The organism is Agrobacterium sp. fls2-241-TYG-188a, assembly GCF_030209845.1.
In genome coordinates this window covers 673,898-691,957 of the sequence record NZ_JARVRD010000002.1, presented here as the reverse complement: position 1 = coordinate 691,957, position 18,060 = coordinate 673,898, and the positions used below count along the sequence as shown (strand labels likewise).

The 18,060-nt window shown below is 57.0% G+C and carries 18 protein-coding genes; 7 read left to right on the top strand and 11 right to left on the bottom strand.

Annotated features, from left to right (window positions below):
• Positions 1 to 12: 12 nt before the first annotated feature.
• From QRN85_RS10140 to QRN85_RS10120, 5 genes are all read left to right on the top strand, one after another.
• On the top strand, positions 13 to 2,751 hold the full coding sequence (locus tag QRN85_RS10140) for a DUF2339 domain-containing protein (RefSeq protein WP_284757775.1): 2,739 nt from the start codon (positions 13 to 15) through the stop codon (positions 2,749 to 2,751).
• A 53-nt stretch (positions 2,752 to 2,804) separates the two neighbouring features.
• Entirely contained in the window at positions 2,805 to 3,446 is a 642-nt protein-coding gene (locus tag QRN85_RS10135) for an HD domain-containing protein (protein ID WP_284757773.1), read from the top strand.
• A gap of 7 nt (positions 3,447 to 3,453) precedes the next feature.
• Complete coding sequence (locus QRN85_RS10130; RefSeq protein ID WP_284757772.1) at positions 3,454 to 4,299, top strand: MOSC domain-containing protein; 846 nt, start codon at positions 3,454 to 3,456, stop codon at positions 4,297 to 4,299.
• A 228-nt stretch (positions 4,300 to 4,527) separates the two neighbouring features.
• Positions 4,528 to 5,010: a lipocalin-like domain-containing protein gene (locus QRN85_RS10125; protein ID WP_284757770.1), complete on the top strand. Its 483-nt coding sequence runs from the start codon at positions 4,528 to 4,530 to the stop codon at positions 5,008 to 5,010.
• Positions 5,011 to 5,169: 159 nt separating this feature from the next.
• Positions 5,170 to 6,393, top strand: a complete 1,224-nt coding sequence (locus tag QRN85_RS10120; protein ID WP_113099059.1) for an MFS transporter — start codon at positions 5,170 to 5,172, stop codon at positions 6,391 to 6,393.
• Between the two features lie 10 nt (positions 6,394 to 6,403).
• Here the strand turns inward: QRN85_RS10120 and recO are convergent, their stop codons facing one another.
• The 11 genes from recO to rpoZ form a co-directional block, all read right to left on the bottom strand.
• On the bottom strand, positions 6,404 to 7,141 hold the full coding sequence (recO, locus tag QRN85_RS10115; protein WP_062586942.1) for a DNA repair protein RecO: 738 nt from the start codon (positions 7,139 to 7,141) through the stop codon (positions 6,404 to 6,406).
• 64 nt (positions 7,142 to 7,205) lie between these two features.
• The gene (locus QRN85_RS10110) at positions 7,206 to 7,568 is read right to left on the bottom strand and encodes a response regulator (RefSeq protein WP_062586941.1); all 363 of its coding nucleotides are present in this window, start codon (positions 7,566 to 7,568) and stop codon (positions 7,206 to 7,208) included.
• 150 nt (positions 7,569 to 7,718) lie between these two features.
• Entirely contained in the window at positions 7,719 to 8,468 is a 750-nt protein-coding gene (locus QRN85_RS10105) for a Crp/Fnr family transcriptional regulator (RefSeq protein WP_062586940.1), read from the bottom strand.
• A gap of 85 nt (positions 8,469 to 8,553) precedes the next feature.
• Positions 8,554 to 9,513: a GTPase Era gene (gene era, locus QRN85_RS10100; protein ID WP_062586939.1), complete on the bottom strand. Its 960-nt coding sequence runs from the start codon at positions 9,511 to 9,513 to the stop codon at positions 8,554 to 8,556.
• Positions 9,514 to 9,523: 10 nt separating this feature from the next.
• Entirely contained in the window at positions 9,524 to 10,243 is a 720-nt protein-coding gene (gene rnc / locus QRN85_RS10095; RefSeq protein ID WP_062586938.1) for a ribonuclease III, read from the bottom strand.
• Positions 10,240 to 10,986 (bottom strand): signal peptidase I, encoded by a 747-nt coding sequence (lepB, locus tag QRN85_RS10090; RefSeq protein WP_062586937.1) that lies wholly within the window; start codon positions 10,984 to 10,986, stop codon positions 10,240 to 10,242. The genes rnc and lepB overlap by 4 nt, the downstream gene beginning before the upstream one ends.
• Positions 10,987 to 11,203: 217 nt before the next feature.
• Positions 11,204 to 11,608, bottom strand: a complete 405-nt coding sequence (acpS, locus tag QRN85_RS10085; RefSeq protein WP_062586936.1) for a holo-ACP synthase — start codon at positions 11,606 to 11,608, stop codon at positions 11,204 to 11,206.
• Positions 11,605 to 12,183 carry a DUF2062 domain-containing protein gene (locus QRN85_RS10080; protein WP_284757762.1) on the bottom strand — a complete coding sequence of 193 codons (579 nt, stop codon included), beginning with the start codon at positions 12,181 to 12,183 and terminating at the stop codon, positions 11,605 to 11,607. The genes acpS and QRN85_RS10080 overlap by 4 nt, the downstream gene beginning before the upstream one ends.
• A 120-nt stretch (positions 12,184 to 12,303) precedes the next feature.
• Positions 12,304 to 12,450: a DUF3563 domain-containing protein gene (locus tag QRN85_RS10075; RefSeq protein WP_082469690.1), complete on the bottom strand. Its 147-nt coding sequence runs from the start codon at positions 12,448 to 12,450 to the stop codon at positions 12,304 to 12,306.
• Between the two features lie 188 nt (positions 12,451 to 12,638).
• Positions 12,639 to 14,873 (bottom strand): RelA/SpoT family protein, encoded by a 2,235-nt coding sequence (locus QRN85_RS10070; RefSeq protein WP_284757761.1) that lies wholly within the window; start codon positions 14,871 to 14,873, stop codon positions 12,639 to 12,641.
• 132 nt (positions 14,874 to 15,005) lie between these two features.
• A complete protein-coding gene (gene rpoZ, locus QRN85_RS10065) occupies positions 15,006 to 15,401 on the bottom strand; it encodes a DNA-directed RNA polymerase subunit omega (RefSeq protein ID WP_062586932.1) in 396 nt (131 codons plus the stop codon).
• A 282-nt stretch (positions 15,402 to 15,683) separates the two neighbouring features.
• Between rpoZ and QRN85_RS10060 the strand changes: the two genes are divergently transcribed.
• Both QRN85_RS10060 and QRN85_RS10055 read left to right on the top strand, forming a co-directional pair.
• Complete coding sequence (locus QRN85_RS10060) at positions 15,684 to 16,256, top strand: LabA-like NYN domain-containing protein (RefSeq protein WP_062586931.1); 573 nt, start codon at positions 15,684 to 15,686, stop codon at positions 16,254 to 16,256.
• Positions 16,257 to 16,435: 179 nt separating this feature from the next.
• On the top strand, positions 16,436 to 17,932 hold the full coding sequence (locus QRN85_RS10055; RefSeq protein ID WP_113099063.1) for a globin-coupled sensor protein: 1,497 nt from the start codon (positions 16,436 to 16,438) through the stop codon (positions 17,930 to 17,932).
• Positions 17,933 to 18,060: the final 128 nt, after the last annotated feature.

Sequence of the window (18,060 nt, the reverse complement as noted above, 5' to 3'; positions counted from 1 at the left end):
TCCGGAGTTCTTATGACCGCATTCCTGTTGCTGCTTTTGCTGGCCTATATCGTGGCGTTTTTCTACACGCTGAATGCGAGCATCAAGAACTCGCGGCGGCTTGAAATCGTCGAAGCGGAACTGAAGGCTCTCAAGTCAAAGCTTGCGATTGCGCCTAGCCTGCCCAGCGAAAATGTTTCGCAGGAAGCAACGACTGCACCATCAACGACGGAAGAGGCTTTGCCCATAGCTGCAAAGCCTTCGGAGGAAGCCCTGCCCGCAGTCGCAACGACTGCGGAAGACGGCCCCGCAACAACCGAAGAACCAGCTCCGCAACGTCAGAAGGAAAGCTTTGAAAGCAGGCTCGGAGCGCGTTGGGCGGTTTGGGCCGGTGGTCTGGCGCTGGCGCTAGGCGGCATATTCCTCGTCAAATACTCCATTGAAAGCGGCCTTCTGAGCCCAGGCGTCCGGCTGGCCATGGCTGCAATCTTCGGCCTGCTGCTGGCCGCCGCCGGTGAAGCCGTCCGGCGCAAGGTCATGCCTGACATTGCAAGCGCCTATTCTAACGCAATGATTCCCGGCGTGCTGACGGCAGCTGGTGCTCTGACCCTGTTCGGCGTCACCTATGCCGCCTATGGCATTTATGGATACATCGGCCCGACGACGGCCTTCCTTCTGTTGGCGATTGTCGGCTTCGCAACACTTGGACTGTCGCTGCTGCATGGGCAGGCGCTGGCGGGTCTTGGCCTGCTCGGCTCCATGGCCACGCCCTTGCTGATTTCCACCGAAAGCCCGAACATCTGGGCACTCTTCGGCTATCTTACCGCATCATGGCTTGCGACAGCTGCGGCATCGCGCAGCCAACGCTGGCACGTCGTCCCCACTCTTGCCAATGTGGGCCTTGGTCTCTGGGCTTTAGGCTACATGGTCTTTGCGCCATTGATCGAAGCCGAGCCTGTCATTGCCAGCCTGATTGCCATGATCGCCGGATCGATCTGGATATGGCCCGGAAAATACTTGAGCCAGCAGCAAAATATCGAAGAAGATACGCAACCGGACCTCGCCGGCCGATCGATTGTGACCGATCTCATGAGCCGGGCGCCACTGAGCATCAACATCACGCTTTCCATGGCAATTGTCCTGCCGGCGCTCGCCTTTTCCGTCATCGAGACCGGAATTACGATGCACCCGGCTTATGCCATGGCAGTTCTGGTGCTTGGGCTGGCGGCATATGGTGCCGGGCGCAACCACGCGGTCTGGCCTGCCATCTTCGCATCGCTGGCGGCCCTTGGCTGCGCCAATCTTCTGGCTGGCTTCGGCGTCAACTACCTTCCCACACTGGGTGACGGCAGCACCGCACTTTCGGCATCGGGGGTGGACACCGCCGTGCAAGGCACCATCACGCGGGTCATGGGCGTTATCTTCCTGCTGTTCTCCATAGAGGCCGTCCGGCGCATGTCTTCGAGGGATCGCTCCTTCGGCATCCTGTGGGCTGTTCTCGGCTCCATCGTGCCGCTCGGTCTCGGCATCATCAGTTTCGTGGAATATGGCAACCTGACGCGTGACTGGCTGCATGCGGCCTACGGTCTGGCTGCGGCGCTGCTGCTGTTTGGCCGCGCCTACTGGCTGAGCAAGAAAGACGATGAGGCGTTTACAGCACCCCTCAACATCATGTCACTTGGGTCGTTCCTGGCGACGGTCTTTGTCGTTCATACGCTGACATCGGGTCTGGCGACCACCATCCTCATTTCCGTCGTCGGCTTTTCCTACCTGCTTGGCGGCCTTAGACTGCGCTGGCACGCCCTGCCCTTTGTCATGGCGCTGGCCTGCCTCTTTGTTCTTGGCCGCATTGCGTGGGAGCCCACCATCGTCGGTCCGCAGAACCTTGGCACAACACCGCTCTTCAACGCGCTTCTGCCCGGTTACGGCATACCGGCCTTGCTGGCTATCGCCTCCGCATGGCTGTTGCGCGACTGGCCGCGCGCTCGGGCAAAAAACGTCCTGCAGGCCATAGCCAGCCTCATGGGTCTTTTGACCATCGCCATTCTCGTTCGTCACGCCATGAATGGCGGCGTGTTGAACGACGCTGCGCCAACGCTTGGCGAACAATCCATCTACACGCTGCTGACCATCGGCATGTCAGGCGTGCTGATGACGCTGGATCTGAAAAGCCCGAGCCCCATCTTTCGCTATGGCTCCATGCTGGCGGGCGTCATTGCCATGTTCAATGTGCTGGTGGCCCATTTCTTTGCGCTCAACCCCTATTTTACCGGCGAAAATACCGGGCCGTGGCCGTTCCTGAACCTGCTGCTCATCGCCTATCTGATGCCGGCTGCGGCCTATGGCGGGCTTGCCTGGTATGCGCGCGGCAAACGCCCCGCCGCCTATGTCGCGATGCTGGCCCTTTCTGGCGCGGCACTTGGCTTTGCCTGGGCGACACTCTCGGTCCGCCGTTTCTGGCAGGGTGAAAACATCGCGGACTGGAAGGGCTTCCTGCAGGGAGAAACCTACAGCTATTCCGTTGTCTGGCTGGTCATTGGCGTGCTGCTGCTGTTGCTGGGTTCCCGCTTCAACGCCAAAAGCCTGCGCCTTGCTTCCGCTGCCCTGGTGCTGCTCGCCGTCGCCAAGGCATTCCTCATCGACATGAGCAATCTGGAAGGCGTGCTGCGGGCTTTGTCCTTCATCGGTCTTGGCGTGGTCCTGATCGGGATTGGCCTGTTCTACCAGAAGATACTCACCGCCCAGCCAAAGACGCAGGAAGAACAGGGGTGATTGCGCCTGCCTTTTCCCCGTCCTAAAAGCATCTTTCATGACGAGGGAATCACATGCGGGCAGATGCCTTTTCGCCTTACGAGCAGCTTGCCGAAACGCTGATACCCCACGCCACGCAGGGCGATGACGGATCGCACGATCTGGCGCACATTCACCGCGTGTTTCGCAATGCCATGCGTATTCATGGGCAGGAAGGCGGCAATGGAACGGTGCTGGCGGCAAGCGTGCTGCTGCATGACTGCGTTGCCGTGGAAAAGAACTCGCCACTGCGCGCGCAGGCGTCGCGACTTGCAGCGGAAAAGGCTTGCGGCCTGCTGCGGGACCTGCGCTGGGAAGAGACGGATATCGAGGCCGTTGCCCACGCCATTCTGACCCACAGTTTTTCCGCCAATATTGCCCCTGAAACCCTGGAAGCAAAAATTCTACAGGATGCGGACCGGCTGGATGCCATCGGCATGGTTGGTGCCGCGCGCTGTTTCTACATCGCCGGGCGCATGGGCTCTGCCCTCTACGACCCCGAAGATCCGCTGGCAGAAAACCGCCCGCTGGATGATCGGCGATTTGCCATCGATCATTTCGAAAACAAGCTGTTCAAGCTTGCCGATGGCTTCCAGACGCAAACCGGGCGGCAATTGGCAAAAGAACGGCATGAACGTCTGCAACAGGTTCTGACCCTGTTTCTGGACGAGATTTGAGGCAACCATGCGCATTACGGAACTCAACATCTACCCTTTGAAAAGCGCCCGCGGCATCTCGCTTGCGCAGAGCCAAATAACCGCCGAGGGTTTGGCTGGAGACCGTCGCGCCGTGCTGGTTGACGCGTCCGGGCACTTCATCACCCAACGCGAAATGCAGGCTCTCGCGACGGTCAGCGTGGTGCCTGAACAGGGCGGCTTGCGGATCTCTGCCGAGGGCAAGGGCGAGATTCTCGCCAAACCATCGGACAGGCGCCTCGATGCGACCGTGTGGAAATCCGTCATCGATGCGGCAATCGCCACGGATGAGGCGAATGAAACGCTCTCCGGCTGGCTCGGCCGCGATGTAATGCTCGTCTTCTTCGATGAGCAGTCACGCCGCATTGCCAACCCGGAGTGGGCAGGAGACGAAACGCCCGTCACATTCTCCGACGGCTACCAGATCCTCGTCACCACCACGGCTTCGCTTGCTGCCCTCAATGCCAATATGGCCGCTAACGGCGAAGATCAGGTCGGCATGGAGCGTTTTCGCGCCAACATCGTGCTGGAAACGGATGAAGCATGGGCCGAAGACCGCTGGGCATCGCTCGAAATCAACGGCATCCGGCTCGACCTCGTCAAACCCTGCACCCGCTGCATCATGACCACGCAGGATCAGACAACCGGCTCCCGCGATGTACCCTCCCCCATGAAAGCCATGGGTCGCCTGCGCATGTCTGCCGACCGCCGCGTGCCCGGCGTGTTGTTCGGCTGGAACGTGACGCCGCGTGGCGTTGGATCGATTGCAGTTGGAGACATAGCGAAGATTGTGGAAGAGCGGGAAGAAGGCTGGCCACTCAAGCGGCGGGGGTAAGCATCATCCCCCTTCCAGTCTGTTCAACGGGGACAGCTGTCGAATGCCGCCACTTGACGATTCACTATTTCCGCCGGTCGACATCCCAAAGAGACTTTATGATTATTCTTAATTTCTAAGTCGTTTATTTACGATTTTCCACACTTTGACTTTACTTGTTTAATTTCACGTGGCGTTAGCACTGAACATCAGTAACAACATGACTAATATTTAAAGGCTCTAAATAAGATGAACTTTAAAATCTGGACGGTAGCTGTAATTGCATCTTTTTGTCTATCAAATGGGCAGGCCAAGGCTGACGATACTTCTCTAACAGGCTCATGGAAACTTGTAAGCTATGAGGTCGAATCCCAGGCTACCGGCAAAAAAATCCCCGCAATGGGCGACCATCCGACGGGTCGCGTTATTTTCACAGCTGATCACCGTGTTTCCTTCGTACTGACCGGCGAAGGCAGAAAGGCTGGTAGCACGGATGCAGATAAGGCTGCGCTGCTGAACACGTTGGTTGCCTATACCGGCATCGAGAAAACCAAGAAGAATGAATGGTGTACTCATGTTGAAGCATCATGGAACCCTGAATGGGTCGGCACCACGCAATGCCGCGAATTCCGTCGCAATGGCGAACGTCTGGAAGTATTAACTCCCTGGAGACAGATGCCGAATTGGCCCGGTACGACGCGATCGATCATTACCTTTACGCGCGACAAATAACACTTGTTTCCAGAAGGGCTCCATTAGCAGCTGGAGCCTTTCAGGGAGCGTGACTGGAACATGCACCAACCCATCAAGCGCGCTCATTCAATCTTCAAGAAAAGTTGCTGGAGAGATCGGCGATCAGTGATAATGTTTCTCATCTACTGAGGAACATCCATGTCCATTGCAAAACGAGTCGCCAGCCAACCCATGCCATGGCTCATTATTGTCGCCGGGTCCCTGATTGCGGTGCTGACCTTCGGGCCACGCTCGGCCATGGGCTTCTTCCAGTTGCCCATGCTGGCAGATACGGGCTGGGACCGCTCCACATTCGGCTTTGCCATGGCGTTGCAGAACCTTTTCTGGGGTCTTGGCCAGCCCTTCTTTGGCGCGCTGGCGGATAAATATGGCACGGCGCGTGTGCTTGTTCTGTCCGGCTTGATCTATGCGACAGGTCTTGTCTGCATGTCCGTCGGTACATCGCCGCTATGGCTGCATCTTGGCGGCGGCGTGCTGGTCGGCCTCGGCATCGCGGCGGGCTCGTTCAGCGTCATTCTCTCGGCCTTTGCCCGGCATGTCACGCCGGAACAGCGTTCCATGGCATTCGGCATCGGCACGGCAGCCGGTTCTGCTGGCATGTTCATCTTCGCGCCCATCAGCCAGGGCCTGATTTCAAGCTATGGATGGTCGGACAGCCTTGTCTGGCTCGCAGCCATGATGCTGATCGTGCCGCTTCTCGCTTGGCCCCTGCGCGGCAATTCGTCATCGGGAAGCCAGTCCCAGGCGCAATTTCAGCAGACCGCAGCCCAGGCGTTGAAAGAAGCCCTCGGACACAAGAGCTATCTGCTGCTAACGACCGGCTTTTTCGTTTGCGGCTTCCAGGTCGCCTTCATCACTGCGCATTTCCCGGCCTATCTCGGAGATATCGGTATTGAGCCGCGCTACGCGGTCATTGCCATGGCGCTGATCGGCTTCTTCAACATCGCCGGTTCTCTCATCGCCGGCTTCGTCGCGCAGCGCTACTCGAAGCCCTATCTTCTCGCCTATATCTATATTGGCCGCTCCATCGCCGTTACGGCCTTCCTGCTGCTGCCGCAATCTCCCCTGTCGGTCATCATATTTGCGGCGGTGATGGGCGTGTTGTGGCTCTCGACGGTGCCACCGACAAACGGACTCGTTGCCATCATGTTCGGAACCCGTCACCTTGGAATGCTAGGTGGCGTCGTGTTCCTTTCGCACCAGGTCGGCTCTTTCCTCGGAGTATGGCTGGGTGGTTTCCTTTACGACAAGCTCGGCTCTTACGATGTGGTGTGGTGGCTCGGCGTTGCCATGGGCATCTTCGCCGCCATCGTGCACTGGCCCATCGAGGAACGTGCTGTGGCACGACCTGCTGCGGCCTGAACAGCCTCGATCAACCGGCTTTTTCCAGAGCTTTCAATGCCGCCTGCACGAAACCGTCGCGGGTGGCATTTTCGTTGATGCCCCGTGGCTCATAGACATGACGATGCAGAAAATGTCCCGTCAGCCGGAATGCGGCGGCCAGACTTTCACGATCGGCTGCCTTCGATTGCTCAACGCTTAAAAATGGCGGCAGCGCCAACATGCGCGAGGCATAGGGCGCACCCGCCGCGCGGCAGACCGCCCTGCCCGTTTTGGGAGAAACATAGACAAGATCGTTACGCAGGCCCGTTGCGGCACACTCGCTGAGATCGAGCCCAAAACCAAGATCGTCCAACACCGCCAGTTCAAAGCGTACGAAGAGCTCGCCTGCATCCGCAGGGTCGGACAGGTTGTCGAGAATGACATCCAGGGCTTCAAACAGATGGGGGTGAGGATCACGCTCCGGCAGCAGCCGCAGCAGAGACGCCATGGCTTGCACGCCGTACACCGCCGTCGCGGTTTCCATCAGCTGCGCGGCGCGCAATTGCAGCGGCTCTATGCGGTATTCACCGAGGTGATCATGCAGACGTGCGCGCCAGGTCACATCGACTCTGTTGCCGGGTTGAAGCACCGGCTGCATTGTGCGCGACCGTCCGGCCCTTACCATGCCAAGATGTCGGCCACGGCTGCGCGTCATCAGCTCTGCGATGACGCTCGTTTCGCCATGGCGCTTGACGCCCAGAATGATTGCCTCGTCTTGCCACTGCATGGAATGGGTCGCTTAACATTGCCGGTTCGGAGAAAGGACTATACCCAATCCGGCGAAGCGATGCTTAACTTTCGACAGCCATGATACGGGAAACGAATGCCTTCAGCTCCACCTCGCCAAAGGGCTTATCGAGCAGATGCGAATTGGCAAAGTCCGGCGGAAAGCCGCTGGTATCGCCATAGCCACTGACAAAACCGAATGGAATGGAGTGATCTCGAAGATGCCGCGCCAGTTCATAGCTCATGCCGTCCGACAGGCTGACGTCGAGAAGCACACAATCCGGCTTTGCCCGCGAAAGTGATTCCTTGGCCTGAAACAACGTGGTCGCGATATCGATGGTATCGACACCCATGGCCTGAAGGGACGTTTCGACGTCCATCGCAACCAGATATTCGTCCTCCACGACGAGAACCCGCTGAGGGATCATTCTTTATCTTCCTCAAGACGCGGAACAAACCGCGACAGCAATACATTCCCAAGGGTTCTTGGGATCAATAATTTATGACATCGCAGATCGACTCACACTAGTCATTTAAAAAAGACATAGCGGAACAAATCGAGAATACATCAGCGACATCTAAATAAAAGGTCTCGCCCCGCGGTTGTCCGGGTGCCAACCTGCGGCCTGTGCAAGACCGACATGATCGAGCACGAGACAGCCCTTGTCCGTCCAGCGGATGAAATCCCGGTCGGCGAGCTTGCGAAGCGTCTTGTTGGTGTGGACGATGGACAGGCCCAAAGTGTCGGCAACATGCTGCTGCGTGACGGGGATAGCCATATCCTTTTCCATCAGCCCCACCCTTACCGCCTTGTCGTAAAGAAACGCAAGAAGATAGGCCGCCCGCTCAAGGGCGGTGCGTCGGCCAACGCTCAACAGGTGACTGTCGAGCATCCGCTCTTCGCTGGCCGCAATCCAGGTTATGTCATAGGCCAGCGACGGATGGTCAGCAAAGAGGCTGTGAAGACGACCGCGCTCGAAGACGCAGAGGGTCACCGGAGAAAGCGCCTCGATGGAATGCTGCATTTCCCCCATGACGGTTCCCTGCAACCCGACCAGATCACCCGGCATGAGATAGTTCAGGATTTGCCGACGCCCGTCCTCGAGCGTCTTGTAGCGAAACCCCCAGCCTTCCAGAACGGTGTAGAGATGGGCGCTGTGGGAGCCTTCCATCAGCACGATGGCCCCCGGTTCGACCGACAGTTCGCCGGTCTTGAACCGGGAAACGAAATCGAGTTCGGGCGGCGTGAAATCCCGAAAATGGGTCAGGCCGCGCAAAGGACATTGCTCGCAGGGAGTCGTTGAGATTCCATTGGGCTTTTTGAGCAATCTGACCTTCCAGCAGCAACAACAAACTCGAAACGTGTATTAGAGGCGTCGTCCCGGCGCCCCCTCCCGGCAATGCTGCAAAGTCTCAGTTCCGTGGAAACTCGAGACCCATTTCCCTGAACCGTTCCGGGTCGTCACCCCAGTTTTCACGCACCTTCACAAACAGGAAGAGATGCACGGGCTGCTCCAGAATTTCCGAGAGCTCCTTGCGAGATGCGGTCGAAATCGCCTTGATGGCTTCGCCGCCCTTGCCGAGTGCGATTTTCTTCTGGCTGTCGCGCTCCACATAGATGACCTGCTCGATGCGAACGGAGCCATCCTTGCGCTCTTCCCATTTCTCGGTTTCGACGTGGGAAGCGTAAGGAAGCTCCTGATGAAGGCGCAGGAAAAGCTTCTCGCGGGTGATTTCTGCCGCCAGCTGACGCATGGGCAAATCTGAAATCTGGTCTTCAGGGTAGTACCAGGGCCCCTGCGGCAGCTCTTCGGAGAGATAGTTCATCAGATCGTCGCAACCGGAGCCGTTGGTGGCGGAGATCATGAAGGTGCGATCGAAGGAAACGACTTCGTTGGCGGCGGCCGCTAGCTTCAGAAGATCCTCGCGCTGCACCTGATCGATTTTGTTGAGGCAGAGAATTTTCGTCTGCTTCACATCTTTCAGGCCTTCCAGAATCGTCTGGGCGTCACCCTTGAGGCCGCGTTCGCTGTCGATCAGCAACAGGATGACATCCGCATCCTTGGCACCGCCCCAAGCCGATGTGACCATGGCTCGGTCGAGCCTGCGGCGCGGCTTGAAAATGCCGGGCGTATCCATGAAAACGATCTGAGCGTTGTTGTGGATGGCGATGCCGCGCATAACCGCGCGCGTCGTCTGCACCTTGTGGCTGACAATCGACACCTTCGCGCCAACCAGTCGGTTGACGAGCGTGGACTTGCCAGCATTTGTCGGGCCAATCAACGCGACAAAGCCGGAATGGGTCGGTCTGGTTTCGCCAGCGTCCGGACCATCTTCGTTTTCCGGCGCGGCGTTGAATTCGTTCTCTGTCATAAGTGTCCAATCAGTTTGCGGCAGATGGTTTCTGCCAGACGCCTTCGCGTTCCAATAGTCTGGTCGCTGCCACCTGCTCCGCAGCGCGCTTGGAGCGGTCCACGCCTGTTTCAGGCGGCAGACCGGGTATTTCCACCGTTACCGTGAAGCTCGGATCGTGATCCGGTCCGGTACGCCCGTCAATCCTGTAAAGAGGCGTGGCCGCAAATTTTGCGTGCGCCCACTCCTGCAACTCGGTCTTTGCATCACGGCGTCCGGCATCGACCTTGGTTGCACGCTTTTGCCAGTATTTCAAAATGAACTGGCGGGCAGGCTCCAGCCCACCATCGAGATAGATGGTGGCGATAAGGCTTTCCACCACGTCAGCGCGCACGTTCAGCATGGTCTTGCCGGTCAGCTTCTTGACGTCGGAACCGGTGCGGATGAAGAGATGCAGCTCCATCTCGTCAGCAATGGCCGCGCAGGAATCCGCGCTGACCAACTGGTTGAGCCGTATGGAAAGCTCGCCTTCGGTGGCGGAGCGAAAGGTCGAAAACAGAAGCTCTGCTACGCACAGACCCAGTACGCGATCTCCCAGAAACTCCAGCCGCTCATAGTTGCCCGCTTTGGCGGAGCGCGCGCTCGCATGGGTCAATGCACGGTCCAGGCGTGCCTTTTCCCTGAAGTTATAACCGATGAGCGCTTCCAGACGACCGATTTCCTCCAATGAAAGCGGCTTTATCTTGCTCATTGGACGACCTTGAACAGGCGATCCCAACGCATGTTAGCTGGCCAGTCCCAGACACGGCTGAATGGCGTATCGTTGCCCAGCGAGAAGAAGATGACGCTTGCACGGCCAATCAGATTTTCTGCAGGCACGAAACCGACGTCGAAACGGCTGTCGAGCGAATTGTCGCGGTTGTCGCCCATCATGAAGTAATGGCCTTCAGGCACGATGAATTCACGGGTGTTATCGCCGCGCGAGTCCGGTGACTGGTCCAGCGTGTCGAACGTCACGCCGTTATCCAGCGTTTCGCGGAAAACCGGAACGTTGGCGCCGGGATCGGCACGGTAATCCGAGGTAAAGACGCCATCGGGCTGCTTTGGAACGGCCGTGCCGTTGACGAACAGCACACCATTGGTGACCTGAATGCGGTCGCCGGGCAGACCGACGAGGCGCTTGATGTAGTCCACTTCAGGGTTTGGCGGCAGGCGGAACACTACGACATCACCCCGTTCAGGTTGGCTGAACTGAAGGATACGACCGGAAAACAGGTTCGGAGAGAATGGCAGCGAATATTTCGAATAGCCGTAAGAGAATTTGTTGACGAACAGGTAGTCTCCCACCAGCAGGGTCGGCATCATGGAGCCGGACGGAATGGTGAAAGGCTGGAAAAGCACCGTGCGGATGACCATCGCCAGCAACAATGCCTGAACGATGACCTTAACGTTTTCCCAGAGGGCGCTTTGCTTTTTTTCAGCTTTTTCGGACACTTAAAGACCTGCCTGCTCGTGCTTCATTTTCAACGGACTTGCGTAGAGCCTGCCGCGTGAAAAAATCCCGCGGACTTGAAATCAATATTCTGCACAGGGCGCTTCGCAAAATTCTGCGCAGTTTTGCGGGACATGCTTTAGAGCGTTTCAATAATAAAAGAAAGCGTTTCCACGTGAGCGGACAGGCGGAAAGCTCACAGTTTCCCGCAATTCAACGTTATTTGGTTACCGGAAGGGCCTCGATTATGACAAAGGCCTGCGCATAGGGAAACTCGTCCGTAATGGTCAGATGGATCACGGCCTCATGGCCGGGCGGCAAAAGCCTGGCGAGGTGGTCCGCTGCGCCATTGGTCAGCAACATCGTCGGTTTGCCGGTCGGCATGTTCACCACACCCATGTCCTTCCAGAAAACGCCCTGCGCAATACCTGTACCCAAGGCCTTGGAGCAGGCTTCCTTGGCAGCGAAGCGTTTGGCGTAGGATGCCGCCCGGTTCTTTCGTCCGTCCGATTTAGCCTGCTCGACAGCGGTAAAGCAACGCTGCGTGAAACGGTCGCCGAAGCGGGAAATCGAGGTCTCGATACGACGGATGTCGATGAGATCACTGCCCATGCCTATGATCATTCGCTGGCACCCAATGCGGATTTGCGGTTGGCGATGTTCTGCGCAAGCAGCAACTGCTTCTGCGTCCTGAAACCACGAATGATCGCGTAGACGCTGACATAGGCCACAATGGCAGAGAAAGCAGCGGGAATGATTGCGCCGACGGTCATGGGCTCAAGCACCGGCTGCCACAGTTGCAGGAAGTTCATGTGGCTGAAAAGCGCCATGAAATCGACATGGGCAGACGCATCGCCCTGCCCGCGACCCAGAATGAGGTGGCCCAGTTCCCAGGTCGACGCCCAGATCAGTGGAAATGTAAGGGGATTGGCAAAGGTCGTGCCCAAGGCCGCGGCAACCAGATTGGCTCGCAGCAGGAAACCTAGAACCATGGCGATAATGATGTGGACACCCAGAAAGGGCGTCCATGCGACTGCCACACCCACTGCCACGCCCGCCGCCACGGAATATGGAGATGCAGACAGCCGCACGAGCCTCAGCTTCAAATAACGAAGCGAACGGCGAAAGCCCATGCGCGGCCACACAGCGGAGCGCAATCTTTCAAACAGTCCAGCGGGTTTACGGCGGCGAAACGGCATATGAGGAACTTATTGCATCGTTTCGATTACGCCAAGGGCGAAACCGCAGCCCGGACAAAGAGCGCATCGCAAATGCGCTCTTGCACAACCACACCGGCATGGCCGGTATGCATTTTTGCATTACTTGCGGAACATGCCGCGGTCGACTTCGCGCTGGCGGAATTCCAGGTCGATGCGCGATACGGAGTCACACAGGTAATCGAATTCGCGTTCCTGAGTTGTCTTGCCACGAACGGCACGGGCGATCTTACGAAGCGGTCCAAACATCTTCTTTTCCTTTTCCAGATTTATCGGCCACATCGTCAGCTCTTTGCTGGCAGGCCGTTTTCCTGTTCTCGATTTCTGGAGTGAAGATAATCCCGATAGAGGCCCATGACTACAGACAGGACAAGGCCACTGCCATGCACTGAGCGCATAGCGGTGGCCTTAATGACTTATCTTTGAGCAAATCTGCCTTAATCGAAGGCACGTTTGACGGTTGAGACGCAGTCGAGATCTTTCAACTGCGATAGCAGCTGGTTTAATTGCCGCAGATCCCAGACCTCGACATCGAGCGCGAGCTCAGAGAAATCCGTGCCGATCCGCACCATGTTCAGGGCGCGAATATTGACATCGAGTGTCGCAATGGATTGCGCAACGGATGCCAGCGTGCCGGGCTCATTGAGCGCATTGATCATCACCCGCGCCATGAAACGAGACTTGTTGGCCTCATCCAGATCCCAGCGAACATCGATCCAGCGTTCCGGCTCGTCATCGAAGCGCTGCAACGCCGGAGACTGGATCGGGTAGATGGTGATGCCCTTCCCCTTCTCCATGATGCCGACAATGCGATCGCCGGGCACAGCGCCCGCAGCGCCGAAGTGGACCTCGACATTATCGGACAATCCACGGATCGGCAGCGGGTCAGGCCCGTCCAGAACCTCTGTCGCTCCATCATCTTCAAGGACAGAACGCGATTTGCCCGGGATCTTGAAGATCATGCCAGACGCGCTGCGCATGTTGAACCAGCCATCGTCACCGGTCATCTTCACGGTGACGCGTTCGTCCTGGTAATCCGGGTAAACTGCGCGCAGGACGTCGAGCGATGAAACCTCGCCACGCCCAACCGCTGCAATCGCATCCTCCACATCCTTCTGCGCCAGACGATGCAGAACGGGTTTCAGCGCCTCACGCGAGAATGGCTTGCCGGCGCGCTCGAATGTGCGCTCGAGAATACGGTGGCCGAGGCCCGCATATTGCTTGCGGATGGCCATGCGTGTCGCCCGGCGAATGGCCGAACGTGCCTTGCCGGTGACGACGACCTCTTCCCAAGCCGCTGGCGGCACCTGAACGCCGGAACGGATGATCTCCACCTCGTCGCCATTGTTGAGACGGGTGACCAGCGGCATGATGCGACCGTTGATCTTAGCGCCGACGGTGGTATCGCCGATATTGGTGTGGACGGCATAGGCAAAATCGATGGGTGTCGCACCGCGCGGCAAAGCAATGAGCTTTCCCTTCGGCGTGAAACAGAAGACCTGGTCCTGAAACAGTTCGAGCTTGGTGTGTTCCAGAAACTCTTCCGGACTATCGCCTTCCGCCAGCGCTTCGATCGTGTGGCGAAGCCAGGAATAGGCATTCGATTCCGGCGACGTCACATCGCCATCGCCGATCTCCCCATCCTTGTAGAGCGAATGGGCAGCGATGCCGAATTCGGCAATCTCGTGCATGCGCTTGGTTCTGATCTGCAATTCGATACGCTGGCGCGACGGGCCGACGATGGTGGTATGGATCGAGCGGTAATCGTTCTGCTTCGGTGTGGAAATATAGTCCTTGAAGCGACCGGGTACGACGCGCCATCTGGTGTGCACAATGCCGAGCGCCCGATAGCAGGCCGGAATATCTTCGACCAGAATGCGGAATCCATAGACGTCGGAAAGCTGCTCGAAGGAGAGCGACTTCGACTGCATCTTGCGGAAAACGGAATGCGGCTTCTTCTGACGTCCCTTGACGTTGGCGCCTTCGATGCCGTTCGCCAGCAGAAGTTCGCGCAACTCATCCTCGATCTTCTTGATGAGGCCCTGATTGCGTTCTTCCAGATCCTGAAGCCGCTTGGTCACGGTTTCGAAGGCTTCCGGGTTCAGGTAGCGAAACGAGAGGTCTTCCAGCTCATCTCGCATATCCTGCATACCCATGCGCCCGGCAAGCGGGGCATAGATTTCCATGGTTTCTTCGGAGATGCGGCTGCGCTTGTCCTCCGGCATATGCTCCATGGTGCGCATATTGTGGAGACGGTCGGCCAGCTTTACCAGAAGCACGCGCACGTCGTCGGAAATCGCCAGCAGCAATTTGCGAAGATTCTCGGCCTGCTTTGCTTTCTTGGTAACGAGGTCGAGCTTCTTGAGCTTGGTCAGACCTTCGACCAGGCGGCCAATGTCCTCGCCAAAGAGCTCATCGATTTCGGCGCGCGTGGCGCTCGTATCTTCGATTGTGTCGTGCAAGAGCGCAACGGCAATCGTCGACTCATCGAGATGCATTTCCGTGAGAATGGCGGCCACTTCCAGCGGATGCGAAATATAGGGATCGCCGTTGGCACGCTTCTGCTGGCCATGTTTTTGCATGGCATAGACGTAGGCCTTGTTCAGCAAGGCCTCGTTTGCTTCAGGCTTATATTTTTGAACCCGCTCAACGAGTTCGTATTGTCGCATCATGTATGGGATGCCCCGAAAAAAAAGCGCGCCGATCTAGACCGGCGCACACTGCTGCATAATCTGGGTTCAGATTATGACGACAAAGCTTTACAGAGCGTAACCGGCAGTCGCGCCGGGTGCGCAGCGGTAAAATCAATAATCGTCGTTCTTTTCTGGCGGCACAAGGCCTTCGATACCGGCCAGAAGATCTTCTTCCGACATCTGGTCGAAGTTGATGCTCTCAGGCGCGTCGTCATCTTCCGCGTCGCTTGCAGAACCAGCAGCCGCAATCGTGACCGGATCGGGCTCTGGCTCATCCACTTCGACGTGCTTCTGCAGCGAATGGATCAAGTCTTCCTTCAGGTCGTCTGGCGACAGGGTCTCGTCTGCGATTTCGCGCAGCGCAACAACCGGGTTCTTGTCGTTATCGCGATCGATCGTGATCTGCGAGCCCTGAGAAATCTGGCGCGCACGATGGCTGGCGAGAAGGACCAGTTCGAAACGGTTGTCTACTTTATCAATGCAATCTTCTACTGTGACACGGGCCATTGCCTGTCCTTTGCGGTCTTTTTGTCGCGGATTACCCGACCCGATACAGGCATTGGCCACAGATTTCAAGTTTTTCCTGATCCGCCGCATTCATGTGGGCAAATGCCCGCGATTGGAACAATTGGATTAATCTTTATCCATAATTGTCGGAAAGGGGCTGGACTGACGTATGATGACGCTTATATGAATGCTTAATAATGTACTGTCTTACGCGTTTATATTCGCAAGCCTGTTACTGTCTACATTACTGGCGGCTCACCCGCCTAGGAGGATTTGGTTTTAATGTTCGACCCACGCGAAAAAATTGCACTGTTTATCGATGGGGCCAATCTCTACGCCGCTTCCAAGAGCCTGGGATTCGACATCGACTACCGCAAACTTTTGAAAGCATTTCAAAAGAGAGGCTATCTCCTGCGCGCCTATTACTACACGGCGCTGATCGAGGATCAGGAGTATTCCTCCATTCGTCCGCTGATCGACTGGCTGGATTATAATGGCTACAAGGTCGTTACGAAGCCCGCGAAGGAATTCACCGACGCCATGGGTCGCCGCAAGATCAAGGGCAACATGGATATCGAACTTGCTGTCGATGCCATGGAGCAGTCGGAGACCGTCGATCACCTCGTTCTGTTCTCGGGCGACGGCGACTTCACGACGCTCGTTGATGCGCTTCAGCGTCGGGGCCGCAAGGTTTCCGTCATCTCAACAATGTCGACCCAACCGCCGATGATTGCAGACGATCTACGCAGACAGGCGGATCACTTCATCGATCTTCTTTCCTTGAAAGCAGAGATTGGTCGCGATCCGAGTGAACGTGCCCATCGCGTCACAGAACCTGTCGAAACGGTCGAGTAAAAGATACTTTCGTCTTACTATCGGAAAATGCGCGCATCTTCGTCGATGCGCGTAATTTACTTAATTAGAATTTACAATGTATTCGCACGTAATTTTAGCTAATCATTAAGCATAAATGTGTTTTCCTTTGAGGAATTGGCACGAACGGGGTCGTGCATCGGTTTTCAGGGGAACGACGCATGACTGGTAAAAATGGCGGACAACAACTCGCCGAAAGACTTCAATTTCTTGGCCTGGGGTCCGAGCAGAGGCAAGACCTCGCGGCATTGAAGCAAGTGATTACCGCCTCGCTCGATGGTTCGCTGGACGCCTTCTACCGCAAGGCGAAGACCGTCCCTGATACGGCCCGGTTCTTCAGCAGCGAAGCGCACATCAATCATGCAAAATCGATGCAGATCAAGCATTGGACGCATATTTCCTCCGCAACATTCGATAACGACTACGTAACAGCCGTCACGGCGATTGGCCGTACCCACGCCCGGCTGGGCCTGGAGCCGCGCTGGTATATTGGTGGCTACGCCCTCATTCTGGAGGGCATCATCAAGGCTGTCGTTGAAAAGGAACTCAAGGGCTTTCTTGTCGAGAAAAAGGGCAAAAAGGTCGCCAAGGACGTAACGGTCGCAATCAAGGCCGCCCTTCTCGATATGGACTATTCCATTTCGGTCTATCTGGAAGCGCTTGCCGAGGAGAGAGCAAAGGCCGAGGCCGAGCAGCAGCGGATGAAAGACGAACAGCAGCACGTTCTTTCGCTGTTGAACGACGCACTGAACCATATGGCTCAGGGAGATCTGACCTCCCGCCTGGACGGCAAACTCGCGGCCGAGTTCGATGAACTCAAGAACAACTTCAACATGGCCGTTGCCAAGCTATCCGGCGCTTTCTCAGAGATCATCGAAGAATCACACAAAATCTCCGAAAACACCCGCGAATTGACATCCTCCACCGACGACATGGCCCGCCGCACCGAGCAGCAAGCCGCGTCTCTTGAACAGACGGCTGCGGCCCTGGACCAGATCACGACGATTTCCAAACAGTCCGCCCAGCGCACGCAGCAGGCGCAGGATATCGTCAAGAGCTCGGCGGAAGAAGCCCAACGCTCGCGCCACGTCGTGATCGAAGCCGTTGAAGCCATGAGCGCCATCGAGGAATCGTCGCAGCGGATCACCCAGATTGTCAGCGTCATCGATGAAATTGCCTTCCAGACGAATCTGCTTGCCCTGAATGCCGGCGTAGAGGCTGCCCGCGCTGGCGAGGCCGGAAAAGGCTTTGCCGTTGTGGCGCAAGAGGTGCGTGAACTGGCGCAACGCTCTGCCAACGCCGCCAAGGAAATTCGTGCTCTCATCGACAAGTCGTCGCAGGATGTCACCCACGGGGTTTCGCTGGTCAACCGAACGGGTGAAGCGCTCAATTCGATTGGCGGCAAGGTCGATCATATCCAGGAACATATCGGCGCCATTACCCAGGCTGTGCAGGAGCAGGCCATGGGCATTCAGGAGATCAATTCTGCAATCAGCAGCATGGATCAATTGACCCAGCAAAACGCTGCCATGGTGGAGGAAACCAATGCCGCAACGCATGGTCTTAGCGACGTCAGCACCAATCTCGCCGAGCTTGTGAGACGCTTTAACGTGCAAGGGGCAGTGCGCCAGGAACAAAGGCAACACCGCGCCGCGTGATGCTTCCATCCATATGATTTTGCAAGAAAAAGCGCCGGAGTGGGCTCTGAGCTCCCGCTGGCGCTTTCTTCTTGACGGACCGTGAGCCAGGGTCTGGCAAAAAGTCCTGCGGAGAATGGCCAAAACAT